The sequence below is a fragment of the Denitratisoma sp. genome (assembly GCA_032027165.1).
Classification (GTDB): domain Bacteria; phylum Pseudomonadota; class Gammaproteobacteria; order Burkholderiales; family Rhodocyclaceae; genus Desulfobacillus.
Window position 1 is genome coordinate 1,302,281 of record JAVSMO010000001.1, and the last position, 14,187, is coordinate 1,316,467.

At 67.1% G+C, this 14,187-nt stretch carries 13 protein-coding genes; 2 read left to right on the forward strand and 11 right to left on the reverse strand.

Annotated features, from left to right (window positions below; genetic code table 11):
* Positions 1 to 23 precede the first annotated feature (23 nt).
* The 9 genes from ROZ00_06425 to ROZ00_06465 all read right to left on the reverse strand — a co-directional run bounded on the left by ROZ00_06425 (position 24) and on the right by ROZ00_06465 (position 9,823).
* A complete protein-coding gene (locus tag ROZ00_06425) occupies positions 24 to 578 on the reverse strand; it encodes a chemotaxis protein CheW (protein MDT3735838.1) in 555 nt (184 codons plus the stop codon).
* Between the two features lie 9 nt (positions 579 to 587).
* A complete protein-coding gene (locus ROZ00_06430) occupies positions 588 to 2,231 on the reverse strand; it encodes a methyl-accepting chemotaxis protein (GenBank protein MDT3735839.1) in 1,644 nt (547 codons plus the stop codon).
* A 12-nt stretch (positions 2,232 to 2,243) separates the two neighbouring features.
* Positions 2,244 to 4,460 (reverse strand): chemotaxis protein CheA, encoded by a 2,217-nt coding sequence (locus ROZ00_06435; protein MDT3735840.1) that lies wholly within the window; start codon positions 4,458 to 4,460, stop codon positions 2,244 to 2,246.
* Positions 4,457 to 4,807: an STAS domain-containing protein gene (locus ROZ00_06440; GenBank protein MDT3735841.1), complete on the reverse strand. Its 351-nt coding sequence runs from the start codon at positions 4,805 to 4,807 to the stop codon at positions 4,457 to 4,459. Before ROZ00_06440 ends, ROZ00_06435 begins: the two co-directional genes overlap by 4 nt.
* A gap of 20 nt (positions 4,808 to 4,827) precedes the next feature.
* Positions 4,828 to 5,196, reverse strand: coding sequence for a response regulator (locus ROZ00_06445; protein MDT3735842.1), 369 nt, complete (start codon positions 5,194 to 5,196; stop codon positions 4,828 to 4,830).
* 13 nt (positions 5,197 to 5,209) lie between these two features.
* Positions 5,210 to 6,403, reverse strand: coding sequence for a methyl-accepting chemotaxis protein (locus tag ROZ00_06450; GenBank protein ID MDT3735843.1), 1,194 nt, complete (start codon positions 6,401 to 6,403; stop codon positions 5,210 to 5,212).
* On the reverse strand, positions 6,400 to 6,759 hold the full coding sequence (locus ROZ00_06455) for a response regulator transcription factor (GenBank protein ID MDT3735844.1): 360 nt from the start codon (positions 6,757 to 6,759) through the stop codon (positions 6,400 to 6,402). The genes ROZ00_06450 and ROZ00_06455 overlap by 4 nt, the downstream gene beginning before the upstream one ends.
* A 161-nt stretch (positions 6,760 to 6,920) precedes the next feature.
* A complete protein-coding gene (locus tag ROZ00_06460) occupies positions 6,921 to 7,553 on the reverse strand; it encodes a response regulator transcription factor (protein MDT3735845.1) in 633 nt (210 codons plus the stop codon).
* Positions 7,550 to 9,823 carry a PAS domain S-box protein gene (locus ROZ00_06465; GenBank protein MDT3735846.1) on the reverse strand — a complete coding sequence of 758 codons (2,274 nt, stop codon included), beginning with the start codon at positions 9,821 to 9,823 and terminating at the stop codon, positions 7,550 to 7,552. The genes ROZ00_06460 and ROZ00_06465 overlap by 4 nt, the downstream gene beginning before the upstream one ends.
* 242 nt (positions 9,824 to 10,065) lie before the next feature.
* Between ROZ00_06465 and mutS the strand changes: the two genes are divergently transcribed.
* The gene (mutS, locus tag ROZ00_06470) at positions 10,066 to 12,648 is read left to right on the forward strand and encodes a DNA mismatch repair protein MutS (protein MDT3735847.1); all 2,583 of its coding nucleotides are present in this window, start codon (positions 10,066 to 10,068) and stop codon (positions 12,646 to 12,648) included.
* A gap of 41 nt (positions 12,649 to 12,689) precedes the next feature.
* Here the strand turns inward: mutS and ROZ00_06475 are convergent, their stop codons facing one another.
* Positions 12,690 to 13,172 carry a peptidylprolyl isomerase gene (locus ROZ00_06475; protein ID MDT3735848.1) on the reverse strand — a complete coding sequence of 161 codons (483 nt, stop codon included), beginning with the start codon at positions 13,170 to 13,172 and terminating at the stop codon, positions 12,690 to 12,692.
* 23 nt (positions 13,173 to 13,195) lie between these two features.
* Entirely contained in the window at positions 13,196 to 13,663 is a 468-nt protein-coding gene (locus ROZ00_06480) for a peroxiredoxin (GenBank protein ID MDT3735849.1), read from the reverse strand.
* Between the two features lie 95 nt (positions 13,664 to 13,758).
* On the opposite strand from ROZ00_06480, the gene ROZ00_06485 reads away from it, so the two are divergent.
* On the forward strand, positions 13,759 to 14,178 hold the full coding sequence (locus tag ROZ00_06485; GenBank protein ID MDT3735850.1) for an archease: 420 nt from the start codon (positions 13,759 to 13,761) through the stop codon (positions 14,176 to 14,178).
* Positions 14,179 to 14,187 lie beyond the last annotated feature (9 nt).

Below are 14,187 nucleotides of genomic sequence, written 5' to 3' on the forward strand. Positions count from 1 at the left end.
CTCCCCGCGTCAGGCAATTTCCTTCAGGCGGCGGCGGTCAGGGCATCGGCGGATTCCTGCCCGACCATCTGGCCGAGCAGGGCCAGGTCGTCGAGGGACAGCACCTTGTTGACGTTCAAGATGATGACGAACTTGCCGTCGAGCTTGCCCATGCCGTGGATGAAGTCGGTGCGGATGCGGGCACCGAACGCCGGCGCCGGCTCGATCTGGCTGGACTGGATTTCCAGCACCTCGCTCACCGCATCGACGATCACGCCGATGTCCTGCCGCTCGCCCTCGCCTTCCACCTCCACGATGACGATGCAGGTGCGGCGGGTGAGATCCGTCGAACGCCTGCCGAAACGGCAGGCGAGATCGACCACCGGCACCACCGCGCCGCGCAGGTTGATGACCCCGCGAATGCACTCCGGCATCATCGGCACCACCGTGAGATCGCCGTACTCGATGATCTCCTTCACACAGAGAATGCCGATCGCGAACATCTCGCCGCCCAGCACGAAGGTCAGGTACTGCTGTTGCTCGGCAGCTGCCTGCTGCTCCGCAGGCAGCTGCTGTCCGGCTTTGACCAAAGCACCCATGGCCATCTCCTAGAACTTGACGAACTCGGCTTCGCCGGGGACCGGCTCGGCCAGGCTGGAAGCAAGGCGCGCGCCGCTGTCCTTGATATGGGCGATCTTGGTCTTCAGCTTGCTGCCCTCCTTGCGCGCCGCCACGGCGCGGCCTGCCGGCGCACTGCCCGTCTTGAAGAAGGACATTGTCTGCTGCAGCTGCTCGGCCTGGCTGCTCATCTCCTCGGCGGTGGCCGCCAGCTCCTCCGAGGCGGAGGCGTTCTGCTGCGTGGTCTGGTTGAGCTGGCTCATGGCGGTGTTGATCTGGCCGACGCCGGCGGACTGTTCCTCGGAGGCGGCGGTGATCTCCTGCACCAGGTCGGAGGTCTTGCGAATCGACGGCACGATCTCGTCGAGCAGCTTGCCGGCCTTCTCGGCCAGGGCGACGCTGCCCTTGGCCACCTCGCCGATCTCCTGCGCGGCGACCTGGCTGCGCTCGGCCAGCTTCCTCACCTCGGCGGCGACGACGGCGAAGCCCTTGCCGTGCTCGCCGGCACGCGCCGCCTCGATGGCGGCATTCAGCGCCAGCAGGTTGGTCTGGTAGGCGATGTCGTCGATGATGCCGATCTTCTCGGCGATGCTCTTCATCGCCGAGACGGTCTGGCCGACGGCTTCGCCGCCCTCGCCGGCCTCCTTGGCGGCCTTCGAGGCCATGCCGTCGGTCACCTTGGCGTTCTCGGTGTTCTGGCTGATCGAGGCGCTCATCTGCTCGATCGAGGCGCTGGTCTCCTCGACGCTGGCGGCCTGCTCGCTCGAGCCCTGGCTCAGCGACTGCGCCGTCGCGCTGACCTCTTCCGAGGCGCTCGACAGGTTGTCCGCCGCGCTGCGCACCTCGGTGATGATCTGCGAGAGCTTCTCGACCATGTTCTTCATCGCCTCCAACAGCTTGCCGGTCTCGTCGCGCGAGGTGACCTCGATGCGCACCGCCATGTCGCCTTCGGCGAGACGATTGGCCACCGAGACCGCCTCATTGAGGGGCCGGGTGATGCTGCGCACGATCCAGAAGGCGATGCCGAAGGCGAACAGGAAGGCGGCAATGGCCATCGACAGCGTCAGCGTGCGGGCCTGCTGGTATTCCGCCGAAGCCGCTTCGCCCAGTTCGGTCATCAGGTCGCCCTGGAACTTGACGAGGTCGTTGACCCGCAGGCGGTACTCGGTCGCCGCCGGGCGGAAGCCGGAATCCAGGAAGGCGCGGCCTTCCTCGACCTTGCCGTCCTCGACGAACTTGATGATCTGGTTCTGCGTGCCGATGTAGCGCTCGCGTGCCTGCAGGATCTGCTCGAACATCTCCTTGCCCTTCGGATGCGCCAGCGTCGGCTTGAGCGTATCCCAGGCCTTGGCGATGCTGACGCGCGCCGCGAGGATGCGCTCCTTGGCGCGCTGCTGGCCGCCCTTGTCCTCGGCCAGCAGCATGTCGCGCGCGCTGAGCCCGATTTCGTTCACGCCGGCCAGGCCGTCCTGCAGCAGCAGCACCTTCGGCCACATGTTCTTCGTGATGTTCTCCATCGAGGCGTTGAGATTGGCCAGGCGCGTCACGCCGATCACGGCGATGGCGACGAGGAGGGCCACCACGATGCCGAAGCCCAGCGCAAGTCGCACTCCTATCTTCATGTTGCTAAACATAACGGTACCTCCTTACAAGATTGCAGTTGGGGCCATTCCTGGCCGGACGGATTGCATGACGCTGGCGGTTTGTTCGTTTTCCCGGCTCGCCGCCTGCTGAACGAGTGCCGGCACATCCAGAATCAATGCCACTTCGCCGCTTCCCAGGATCGTCGATCCGGAAATGCCGCGCAGGTGGCGGAAAACCTGCCCCAGCGGCTTGATCACCGTCTGGAACTCGCCTAAAAGCTGGTCGACCACCAGTCCGGCCTTCTGGCCGCCGAACTGCACGACGACGACGTTCTCCCGCCGCGCCGGCTCGCCCTCGATCGCCAGCAGTTCGCGCAGGCGGATGAAGGGCAGCACTTCGCCGCGCAGGTTCAGGTAGCGGCGCGTCTCGGCCGACTGCCGGTCCGCCTCGGACAGCTCGAGGCACTCGACCACCATGTCGAGCGGAACGACGAGGGAGGATTCGCCCACCTCGATCAGGAAGCCGTCGATGATGGCCAGCGTCAGCGGCAGGCGAATGCGGAAGGTGGTGCCCTCGCCCGGGCGGCTGTCGAGATCGATGCTGCCGCGCAGGGCCTCGATGTTGCGGCGGACGACATCCATGCCGACGCCGCGTCCGGACAGGTTGGTCACCTGCTCCGCGGTGGAAAAGCCGGGTTCGAAGACCAGGTTGTAGATTTCATGGTCGGCCAGCGTCTGCGTCGGGGCGACGATGCCCTTCTCGATCGCCTTGCCGAGGATCTTGTCGCGGTTCAATCCGCCGCCGTCGTCCGCAACCTCGATGACGATGCTGCCCGATTCGTGGAAGGCGTTGAGGCGGATGGTGCCGCCGGCCGGCTTGCCGCGCGACGCGCGCACCTCAGCCGGCTCGATGCCGTGATCGATGGAATTGCGCACGAGATGCGTGAGCGGATCGGTGATCTTCTCGACGACGGTCTTGTCCAGTTCGGTCTCGCCGCCGCTGATCGCCAGGGCAATCTCCTTGCCCAGTTCCCGGCTGACATCGCGCACGACGCGCTGGAAGCGATTGAAGGTCTCGCCGATCTCGACCATGCGCAGGCTCAGCGCGCTGTCGCGGATCTCCTCGACCAGCCGCCCCATCAGCGACATGGCCTCGTGCAAGGCGCCGTCGGCCGTGCGCCGGGCGAGCAGCGTCGCCGAGGCGCCGGCGATCACCATCTCGCCGACCTGGTTGATCAATTCCTCCAGCTTGTCGGCGTCGACCCGGATGAAGCGATTCTCGGTGGCACGCTTGTCCTTGATCTGCTTCTGCTTGTCGAGCGCCGCCTGGACCACGGCCTCCTGCACGACGTTCTCCTCGACGAGGATCTCGCCGACGCGCGGCTTGCCGCCGGCCGCCTGCTGCTGCTCCGCCAGCGCATGCGCCAGTTCGGCCTGCGTGACGGCGCCGCTGGCAACGAGAATTTCGCCGATGCGGTCGTTGTCTTCCGGCAGGGCGGCGATCAGCTGGACGAATTCCCCGATCCGGCTGTTCGGCGGCAGGATGCGGATCTGGCAATCCTCGCGCACGAATTCGAAGGCGCCCTCGATCGTTTCCTTGCTGGCTTCGCTCCTGAGGTCGATCTCGAAGCCCAGGTAGCAGGACTCGGGGTCCATTTCGGCGGCCTCGGGCATGGCATCGCACAGGGTCGTCGTGCTGACGACGTCGCCCAGCGTGGTCAGGTAGCGCAGGAACGAGGCCGGGTCCATGCCGTTGCGCAGGACATCGCGACCGAAGCGCAGGGAGATGTGCCAGGCGCCGTTGCCGACCGGCTCGCCCCCGTCCCGGGCCAGGCTGGCCTCCTGCTCGACCGGCGGCTCGATGGCCTGCGCGACCTCGGGCACGCCGGCCGGGGAGAACTTGCCGAGACGTTCGAGCAGGGCCGCCTGGCGCGCTTCCATCGCCGCCGGGTCGGCCGGCTGGTCGCCTGCGGCGGTGCCGACCAGATGGCCGATATGGTCGCCGCACTCCAGCATCAGCGCGGTCAGGGTGTCGTTCACCGGCACTTCGTTGTTGCGGGCGCGGTCGAGCAGGCTTTCCACCACGTGGGTGAAGCGGACGATGTCGTCGAGCCCGAACAGCCCGGCCGAGCCCTTGATGGTGTGGATGGCGCGGAAGGTGGCGTTCATCGCGTCGGCATCGTCGGGGTGCCGCTCCAGTTCCAGCAGGGAATCCTCCATGCTCAGGAGCAGCTCCCGGCTTTCGACGATGAAGGTCTGCAATGCGGCTTCGAGGTTCATGCCTTGCCTCCATTCGCGGTGCGGCCCGGTTCCTGCGCCGGGATCACCACCGGATCGCCGAACAGGGCCGCCATGTCATATAGTTCGATCAGTTCCATCACCGGGCGGCTGTGACCGACGAGCTGCAATGTCTTGTTCGCGGCGGCGGCGTGGCGCTTGGCCAGCACCAGCACCTGCAGGCCGGCCGTGTCGATGTCCGATACGGCCGAAAGGTTGATCTCCATTTCGGCGCATGCGCCGACGGCGCCGATCAGGCCTTCCTTCAGTTCGGCGGCAGCGTAGATCGTGAGTTCGCCGCCGAGCGCCACCGCGCACCGGCCGTTCGTGTTCTGCACGCTGATCTCCATGTCGCCCTTCCTCTCCGCCCTCAGGGCATCACCAGCTTGGAAACCGCGGTCAGCATCTGCGCCGGCTGGAATGGCTTGACCACCCAGGCCTTGGCGCCGGCGGCCTGTCCTTCCTGCTTCTTGGCTTCCTGCGATTCGGTCGTCAGCATGATGATCGGCACGAATTTGTGCTCCGGGATCTTCTTCACCTCCTTGACGAAGGTGATGCCGTCCATGTTCGGCATGTTCACGTCGCTGATGATGAGATGCACTTTCTGGCCGGCAATCTTGCCGAGCGCATCCTTGCCGTCGCAGGCCTCGATCACGTCGTAGCCCGCCCCTTTCAGGGCGATGCCCACGACCTGGCGCAGCGAACTGGAATCGTCCACCACGAGAATCGTCTTTGCCATGCTTGCTCTCCTGTCAGAAGAAGGTGATTTCGGATTCCTGCGGCCGCGCATCCTGGCCGCCGGCATGGACGGCATGCTGCTCGACCATGGTGTAGGTGTTCGCCAGCTGGTTCAGCCAGCCTTCGACATCGAAGGCTGCGTTCCCGCCGCCCGATGCGGAAACCTGCTGGCCGAGCTTTTCCAGGTCGTTCTGGATGTGCACGAGCATCTGGCTGACGCGGTCCTGGAACTGCAGCGAAACGAGCACGTCGGTCACCTCGCCGCGGATGCCGGTGCTTTCCCGCTGCAGGATCTCCGACGACGTTCCCAGCGCATCCGCCGCCGTGGAGAACCGCCCGAGGATGCCCGCCACCGCCGAATCGGCGCCCCGGATGGTCGTCTCGTCGAGCTTCGCCGTCTGGTCCGCCGCATCCAGCGTGGCGGCGATCGCGGCATTGACCGCATCGACCTTTTCGGTGATCCGCTTGCCGGTCTCGCCGGATTGGGTCGACAGCTTGCGCACGGCGTCGGCGACCACGGCGAAGCCGCGCCCGGCTTCGCCCGCCCGTGCCGCCTCGATGGCGGCATTCAGCGCCAGCAGATTGGTCTGGCCGGCGATGCTGCCGACGTCGGCCGCCATCTGCTTCAGTTCGCCGGTGAACCCCGCCAGGCAGGCAATCTCGCGCAGCATCTCCCGCTTGTTCTCGAGGGCCTTGTGCAGGGAGCGCGTGATGGCCTCCAGTTCGGTCCGGCTGGCCTCCAGCGTCGCCACCATGCCGCCGCTGCCCATGCCGCCGGCGGCATCGCGCGAGGCCGCCTCGGCCGCCTCGAGCTTCTCGGCGATGCCCGCGAAGCGTCCGGACAATGACGTGATCGCGTCCTCGGTCTGCCTGCGCGCGGCATCGATCTGCCGCGCCCACACGGGCAGGACGCTTCGACACAGCGCATCCAGTCCGTCCCCGCGGCGTTCGGCCGCCCTGGCGGCCGCCTCGGCCCGGTGCTCCGCCTCCGCCTGCTCCAGGACCTGTCGGACATGCCGCCGGCAGGCGGCCAGGGATAAACGGCCCGCCACGACGCCGGCCACCACCAGCAGCGTCGCCAGCGCGACGCGGATGCCGCCGCCGTCCCCCGCGGCGAGCAGCAGGATCCCGCCCAGCACCGCGACTGCGGGCGCATGCAGCCACGGCAGGCCCGCCTCGCTCATTGCCGGAACATTCTTGTCCGTCATGCTTCCACCTCCGCCAATCGCCTGACGGTCGCCGTCAGGCTTTCCAGATCCATCGGTTTGTCGAAGAAGTAATCCGCCCCGCCCGCCACGCAGCGCTTGCGATACAGCGCGTAGTTGCTGAACATCAGCACGCGGGTCGTCGGCCGCTCGTGCTTGATCGTCTCCAGCAGATCCAGTCCGCTGCCATCCGGCAACTGGACGTCGAGGATCACCATTTCCGGTTTCAGCTCGCGGAATCGCTCGGTGCCCTGGCGCAGATCTCCCGCCACCTCGGCCTGCACGCCGGGCAGGCTCGCCATGATGGTGCGCAGCCGTTCGCTCACCGGCCGCGAATCCTCAACTATCAGCAATCTCATCGTCACGTGTTCCGTCCTGTCAGACTGAGTAACGACGCCAGGCTTGGGGTTCAGGAGTCGGAAATGCCGGATATTGCTTTAGGCATTAACCGTCCTTGCCGTCGGAATACGCCTACGGCATGTCAGACAAACACCTACAAGGAGAGAAAAGGGGAAGGGCGCTATTCCTGCGCCAGGCCGTGCCGGATGGCATAGCGGATAAGGTCGGCATTGTTGTCCACGCCGAGCTTCTGCATCAGCCGCATCTTGTGCGTGCTGATGGTCTTCGCGCTCAGGTTGAGCGAGGCGCCGATCTCGCCGATGGCCTCGCCGCCGACGATCCTCCGCAGCACCTGGAACTCGCGGTCGGAGAGGCATTCGTGCGGCGCCTTGTCGCTGTCGCCGACCTCGAAGACGATGGCGTCGACCAGGGCCGGGTCGATGAAGCGGCCGCCGCCAGCCACCTTGCGGATGGCGGAGAGGAGGATGGCCGGATCGCTGTCCTTGGTGACGTAGCCGGAGGCGCCGGCGCGCAAGGCCCGCGACACCACCTGGCCTTCGTTATGCATGCTCAGCACCAGGATCGGCAGGTCCGGCTTGTCGCCGCGCACCCGGCGCACCAGGTCGACCCCGCTCAGGCCGGGCATCGTCATGTCCAGCAGCAGCAGGTCGGGGTCGGCCTGCCGGACCTTGTCGATCACCTCCGCCCCGTGGGTGGCCTCGCCGGCCGCAACGATGTCCGTCGTGGTCGCGATGATCTGCTTCAGGCCGCCGCGCACGATGGCATGGTCGTCGGCAATCAGTATCCGGATCATGTCTGTCCTTCGGGTAAATGGGGAATGTGAATCGAGACCGTGGTTCCGCGTCCGGCGCCGCTGTCGATCGTGAGCGAGCCGCCCAGCACCTGCACCCGCTCGCGGATGCCCAGCAAACCGAAGGAAGGACCATGGCTTGCCGCCTCGTAGTCGAAGCCGCGGCCGTCGTCCCTGACTTCCAGGCGCAGCGCATCCCCGTCGCGCTTCAGGGAAACCGCGACCGAGGCGGCGTCGGCATGGCGCATCACGTTGGTGAGCGACTCCTGCACGATGCGGAATACGGCCGTGGCCAGCGCGTCGTCCAGGTCGATCTCGCCGCCGGAGAGGTTCAGTTCGTAGGCGATGCCCGTGCGCTGGCCGAAATCCTCCACCAGCCACTCCAGCGCCGGCCCGATGCCCAGGTTGAGCGCCGCCGGCCGCAGGTTGCTCGCCACCTGGCGCACCACGCGGATGGTCTTCTCCACCAGCTCGCGCATGTCGTCCGTGCGCCGGCCGACCTCCGGATCGGCGCCGGACTGCATGCGCAGCAGGGAGATGTCCATTTTCAGGGCGGTCAGGAGCTGCCCGAGCTCGTCGTGGATCTCCAGGGCGATGCGCTTGCGCTCCCCTTCGCGGACGGCATCGTGGTGGGCCGCCAGTTCGCGCAGGCGCGTGCGCGACTCGATCAGCTCCTGCTCCATCGTCTTGCGCGAAGTGATGTCGAGGACCTGCCCGATGAAATACAGCGGCGCCTGCTCCCGGTCCAGCACGAGGGCGACGGACAGCACGCCCCAGACGACATGTCCCTGCCGATGGTAAAGGCGCAACTCGATCCCGTAGTGCCTGAGCTTCCCCGCCAGCACCTGGCGCTCGAATTCGGCGGCCTTGGCCAGATCGTCCGGGTGGGTGATCTCCTTCAGGCGCTTGTGCAGCAATTCCTCTTCGCTGTAGCCGAGCGTCTCGCACAAGGCGCTGTTGGCCAGCAGGAAGCGCCCGGTCAGGTCATACAGGGTGATGCCCACCGCCGCCGAATCGAAGGTGGTCTGGAACAGTTCCTTGCTGACGCGCAGCTCCTCGGCCGCCCGCTGCCGCTCGGTGATGTCCTCGTTGACGACGATGGCGCCCTCGATCTCGCCCTGCGGTCCCACCAGCGGCGCCGCCGAATTCAGCACGGTCTTGAAGCTGCCGTCGAAGCACTGGATGTTGATCGCTTCGCCGATCGAGGTTTCCCCCCCGGAGATGGCGCGCTCCAGCGCCCATTCCCCGCGTTCGATGCGCTTGCCGCTGTCCGCCCACCAGCCCTTGTATTTCCCCCGGCCCTGCACTGCGGACCGTTCCGCCCCGGCCCAGATGCGCTGGCCGGCCGGATTCTCCACGATGACCCGTCCGCCGCCGTCGGTCACCCAGACGCCGACGGGCAGGGTGTCCAGCACCTTGCGCAGGAGCGCCTGCGATTTCTCGAGTTCGGTCACATTGCCTGCGATCCGGCTCATGTCGCGCTGGATGTCGCCGGCCATGCGGTCGAAGGTGCGCGCCAGGTCGCCGATCTCGTCTGCCGAGTCGAGCTTCGTGCGGATGTCGTAGTCCCCCTTGGCGAAGCGCTGGCTGGCCAGCGTCAGCTTCTGCAATGGCTGCACGATCTGGACGCGGATGGCCAGCAGGGCGGCAGCGAGGATGGCCAGGTCGAGGAAGGCCAGGAGATACAGGCCGAAGGCGGCGCTGTTCTCGATCTCCATGATCTGGCGGCTCAGCACGGCAGCCAGGGCATCGGCGCGGGTCAGCATCTCGTTGCCGCGCTCGAACAGCGCGTCGAGGGCGCGATCCGGGTCGCGGCCGGCCCGGAAGACGTCCAGCGCGGCGTTCACTTCGGCACGGTAGTCGTGCAGGATCAGGCGCAAGGGCTCGATCAGCGGCTGCAATTCTTCAGGCGGTTCGCGCACCTCGAACCCCAGCGCATTGCCGCCGCCGGAAAGCGTGCGGATCACCTCGTCGAGTCGTTCCAGGCCCTGCTCCACCGATGCCCGGCTGGACTTGCCCTCCGCCATCCGGATGGTGTCCAGCTGGATGCGCTGGCTGGTCCAGCGTATGCTGCCGATGACATTGACTAGGGTCGTCGCACCCCTGAGCAGTGACAACGTCGAGTCGATGACCAGCCAGTTCGACACGCCGACCACGGCCAGGGCGGCAAAGACGAGCAGGAATTTCCGGCTGATGGTCAGGCGCACAAAGCGCCGCCCTGTCGATGCCTCGACCGGTGCGCCTGCCTGGATTGTCTGCTCTTCAGCCTGCATGGGAGGGAGTTCCCCGGCGCGAGCGTGAAGGCTCGCGCCGTTACGAATCCCTGCAGGGTCGGGGCAGGATGGAATCAATGGTCAGCCGGTAATCGAAATAATGATACCGCCTTTATCAATGATCCTATCGGCAAACCTGCGGGTTTCTTTAATGTCCACAAGGCCTTCCGGGTTGTTGTGGCGCAACGCAACGGCCTTCCCCGCCAATCTCGGCTAAGATACGCGCCTTCCCGCCGGCCGCCATGAACGCCCAAACCGACTTGTCCCAGCACACCCCGATGATGCAGCAGTACCTGCGCCTGAAGGCGCAGTACCCGGACCTGCTGCTGTTCTATCGGATGGGGGACTTCTACGAGCTGTTCTACGAGGACGCCGAGAAGGCTGCCCGCCTGCTCGACATCACCCTGACCACCCGCGGCCAGTCGGCCGGCCGGCCGATCCGCATGGCCGGCGTGCCCTTCCACGCCGTCGAGCAGTACCTGGCGCGGCTGGTGAAGCTGGGCGAATCGGTGGTGATCTGCGAGCAGATCGGCGACCCGGCCACCTCGAAAGGGCCGGTCGAGCGCGCCGTGACGCGCATCGTCACCCCCGGCACCCTCACCGATTCGGCCCTGCTCGACGACAAGACCGACAGCCTGCTGCTGGCGCTCGCGCCGCAGAAAAACCTGGTCGGTCTGGCCTGGCTGAACCTCGCCAACGGCGATTTCCGCTTGCTGGAAGTCGGTCCTGGTGCCCTTGCCGCGCAACTCGAGCGCCTGCGCCCGGCGGAGATCCTGCTGCCCGACGGCGCCCCCGAGGGCTTCCCGGCGGGGGCCGCGGCGCCAATCCGGCGCCTGCCCGACTGGCACTTCGACCGCGACGCCGCCTCGCGCGGACTGACTTTGCATTTCGGCACGCGCGACCTCGCCGCCTTCCTGCCGGATGCCGGGCCCGAGGCGCCGACCGCCGCGCTGGCCGCCGCCGGCGCACTGTATCAATACGCCAAGACCACGCAGAACCAGGCGCTGGCCCACATCACCACCCTCACGCTCGAGCGCGAAAGCGAATGGCTGCGCCTGGACGCCGCCACCCGGCGCAACCTGGAGCTGACCGAGACCCTGCGCGGCGAGCCGTCGCCCTCCCTGCTCTCCCTGCTCGACGATTGCCGCACCTCCATGGGCTCGCGCTGGCTGCGCCACTGCCTGCACCATCCTCTCGCCGATCGCAGCGCCGCGGCGGCGCGCCACGAAGCCGTCGCGGAACTCGCCGGCGAGGCCGGCAACGGCCCCTTCGCCGCGCTGCAGTCGGCGCTGCGCGGCTTTACCGACGTCGAGCGCATCACCGCGCGCATCGCCCTGCGCAGCGCGCGCCCGCGTGACTTGTCCGCCCTGCGCGACAGCCTGGCCGGCCTGGAGGCGCTGCGCGCGCCGCTGGCGGCGGCGGAATCCGCCCGCCTTGCCGCCCTGCGCGCCGACCTCGCCACGCCACAGGAGTGCCTCGATCTGCTGACGCGGTCGATTGCGCCGGAACCTGCCGCGGTACTGCGCGACGGCGGCGTCATCCATGAGGGCTTCGATGCCGAGCTCGACGAGTTGCGCGCCATCCAGCAGAACTGCGGCGCCTTCCTGCTCGAGCTGGAAGCGCGCGAGCGCGCCCGCACCGGCATCGCCAACCTGCGCGTCGAGTACAACCGCGTGCATGGTTTCTACATCGAGGTCAGTCACGCCAATACGGCCAAGGTGCCGGACGACTACCGCCGCCGGCAGACGCTGAAGAACGCCGAGCGCTACATCACGCCGGAACTGAAGGCCTTCGAGGACAAGGCGCTGTCGGCGCAGGAGCGCGCGCTCTCGCGCGAAAAGCTGCTCTACGAGGAACTGCTGACGCGGCTGGCGGACGACATCCCGGCGCTGCAGCGCATCGCCCGCGCCGTGGCGCTGGCGGACGGCCTCGCCGCCTTCGCCGCCATCTCGGTGCGCGCCAACTGGTGCCGGCCGCAATTCTCGGATTCCTTCTCGCTCGAGATCGAGGCCGGCCGCCATCCGGTGGTGGAGGTCCAGGTCGACAGCTTCATCGCCAACGACTGCCGCTTCGACCCAACCCGGCGCATGCTGCTCGTCACCGGCCCCAACATGGGCGGCAAGTCGACCTACATGCGCCAGGTGGCGCTGATCGTGCTGCTCGCCCACTGCGGCGCCTTCGTGCCGGCGAAGGCTGCGCGCATCGGTCCGGTCGACGCCATCTACACGCGCATCGGCGCCTCCGACGACCTCGCCTCGGGCCGCTCCACCTTCATGGTCGAGATGACCGAGGCGGCGTCGATCCTGCACGGCGCCACCGAACACAGCCTGGTGCTGATGGACGAGGTCGGCCGCGGCACCTCCACCTTCGACGGCATGGCGCTGGCCTTCGCCATCGCCCGCCACCTGCTGGAGAAGAACCGCGGCTACGCCCTGTTCTCCACCCACTACTTCGAGCTGACGCGGCTGGCCGAGGACTACGCCGAGTGCGCAAACGTGCATCTGGATGCCGTCGAGCACGGCCACAGCATCGTCTTCCTGCACGCCGTCGAGGAAGGCCCGGCCAGCCAGAGCTACGGCATCCAGGTGGCGGCACTCGCCGGCATCCCCGGCAGCGTCATCCGCGAGGCCAAGCGCCGCCTGCGCCAATTGGAAAATCGGGAAATCGACACGGGTCCGCAGGGCGACCTCTTCGCCGCCGCGCCGGAGCCGGTCGAGGCGGAACCCCACCCGGCGCTCGACGCCCTGCGCGCGCTCGATCCGGACGGACTGAGCCCGCGCGAGGCCCTGGAAAAACTCTACGAGCTGGCGCGGCTCGCCAAGTAAGCCGCGGAGAGGAAAGTCAGTCGCCGCAAGGCGGCGACCGCTCAGTGGTGGTGGTGTCCCTCGGGGCCGTGCACGTGGCCGTGCTCCAGTTCCTCGGCGGTCGCCGCGCGGACGTCGGAGACGGTGCAATTGAAGACCAGCGCAGTGCCGGCCAGGGGATGGTTGCCGTCGACCACCACCTTGTCGCCCTCGATGTCGGTGATGGTGTACACCATGTCGTCGTCGCCGTCCTCGGTCGCCCGCTCGAACTGCATGCCGACCTGGATGCCCTCGGGGAACATGGCCAGCTGCTCGACGCGCACCAGCTCCGCATCGTATTCGCCGAAGGCGTCCTCCGGCTGCAGCTTGACCTCCAGCTGCTCTCCGACCGTCTTGCCGTGCAGCGCCTCCTCGATGCGCGAGAAGATGCCGTCGTAGCCGCCGTGGAGGTAGACCAGCGGGCGCTGGCCGTCGTCGATGAGGTTGCCGTCGGGATCGGTGACGCGGTAGTTGAGTGTGACGACGGTGTCCTTGGCGATCTGCATGGCGGTTCCTTTTGCCTTTAACTTTAGTCCAGCTGCTTGACCAGCGCCAGGACCTCCAGCGCATGGCCTTTCGGGTTGACGCCATACAATGCGTGACGCAAGACGCCTTTCTTGTCGATGATGAAGGTCGAGCGCACGATGCCCGGCTTCTTCACGCCGTCCTTTTCCTTCATCTGCCAGACGCCGTAGCGCTTGCAGATTTCCCCCTCCGTGTCCGCCAGCAGGCGCACGGAGAGGCCGTGCTTGTCGCGGAACTCGGCGTGGCTGATGCAGTCGTCGCGCGACACGCCGATGACGACGCAGCCGTGGCGCGCGAACTCGTCCTCGTGGTCGGAAAAATCGATCGCCTCCATGGTGCAGCCGGGCGTGTCGTCCCTCGGATAGAAGTAGAGGACGGCGTGCTTCTTGCCGCGCAGCTCCGCCAGGTCGAACGACTCCATGTCGGCGTCGGGCAACTCGACGGCGGGTGCGGCTTGTCCGGCTTGCAGCATGCGTTTTCCAGGGAATGATGAAACGTGGGCAAGTTTAACACCGGAATCCGGCGTCAAAGCAAGACAAGGATGTGGCGAGCGGATAACATCGCCCGATGATTCCGCACTGGGAACATTTCCGCCATGAAGCCGACATCGGCGTGCGCGGCCTGGGATCCACGCGCGAGGCCGCCTTCGAGCAGGCGGCGCTCGCCCTGACCGCCGTGCTCACCGACCTGGAGCGCGTCGCGCCGCAACGCGCCGTGCGCATCGCCTGCAGCGCGCCCGACGATGCACTATTGTTCTGCGACTGGCTGAATGCCCTGATCTACGAGATGGCGACGCGGCACATGCTGTTCGCCCGTTTCGAGGTCCGCATCGCCGACGGTCATCTCGAGGCCACGGCCTGGGGCGAGCCGGTGGATATCCAAAAGCACCGCCCCGCCGTCGAGATCAAGGGCGCCACCTATACCGAACTCGACGTGCGCCGGCTGCCCGACGGCAGCTGGCTGGCGCAATGCGTGGTGGACGTCTGAGGGATCGTC

Coding starts and splice junctions, on each gene's coding strand:
- ROZ00_06425 (MDT3735838.1), bottom strand. CDS start 578: ATGGGTGCTTTGGTCAAAGCCGGACAGCAGCTGCCTGCGGAGCAGCAG.
- ROZ00_06430 (MDT3735839.1), bottom strand. CDS start 2,231: ATGTTTAGCAACATGAAGATAGGAGTGCGACTTGCGCTGGGCTTCGGC.
- ROZ00_06435 (MDT3735840.1), bottom strand. CDS start 4,460: ATGAACCTCGAAGCCGCATTGCAGACCTTCATCGTCGAAAGCCGGGAG.
- ROZ00_06440 (MDT3735841.1), bottom strand. CDS start 4,807: ATGGAGATCAGCGTGCAGAACACGAACGGCCGGTGCGCGGTGGCGCTC.
- ROZ00_06445 (MDT3735842.1), bottom strand. CDS start 5,196: ATGGCAAAGACGATTCTCGTGGTGGACGATTCCAGTTCGCTGCGCCAG.
- ROZ00_06450 (MDT3735843.1), bottom strand. CDS start 6,403: ATGACGGACAAGAATGTTCCGGCAATGAGCGAGGCGGGCCTGCCGTGG.
- ROZ00_06455 (MDT3735844.1), bottom strand. CDS start 6,759: ATGAGATTGCTGATAGTTGAGGATTCGCGGCCGGTGAGCGAACGGCTG.
- ROZ00_06460 (MDT3735845.1), bottom strand. CDS start 7,553: ATGATCCGGATACTGATTGCCGACGACCATGCCATCGTGCGCGGCGGC.
- ROZ00_06465 (MDT3735846.1), bottom strand. CDS start 9,823: ATGCAGGCTGAAGAGCAGACAATCCAGGCAGGCGCACCGGTCGAGGCA.
- mutS (MDT3735847.1), top strand. CDS start 10,066: ATGAACGCCCAAACCGACTTGTCCCAGCACACCCCGATGATGCAGCAG.
- ROZ00_06475 (MDT3735848.1), bottom strand. CDS start 13,172: ATGCAGATCGCCAAGGACACCGTCGTCACACTCAACTACCGCGTCACC.
- ROZ00_06480 (MDT3735849.1), bottom strand. CDS start 13,663: ATGCTGCAAGCCGGACAAGCCGCACCCGCCGTCGAGTTGCCCGACGCC.
- ROZ00_06485 (MDT3735850.1), top strand. CDS start 13,759: ATGATTCCGCACTGGGAACATTTCCGCCATGAAGCCGACATCGGCGTG.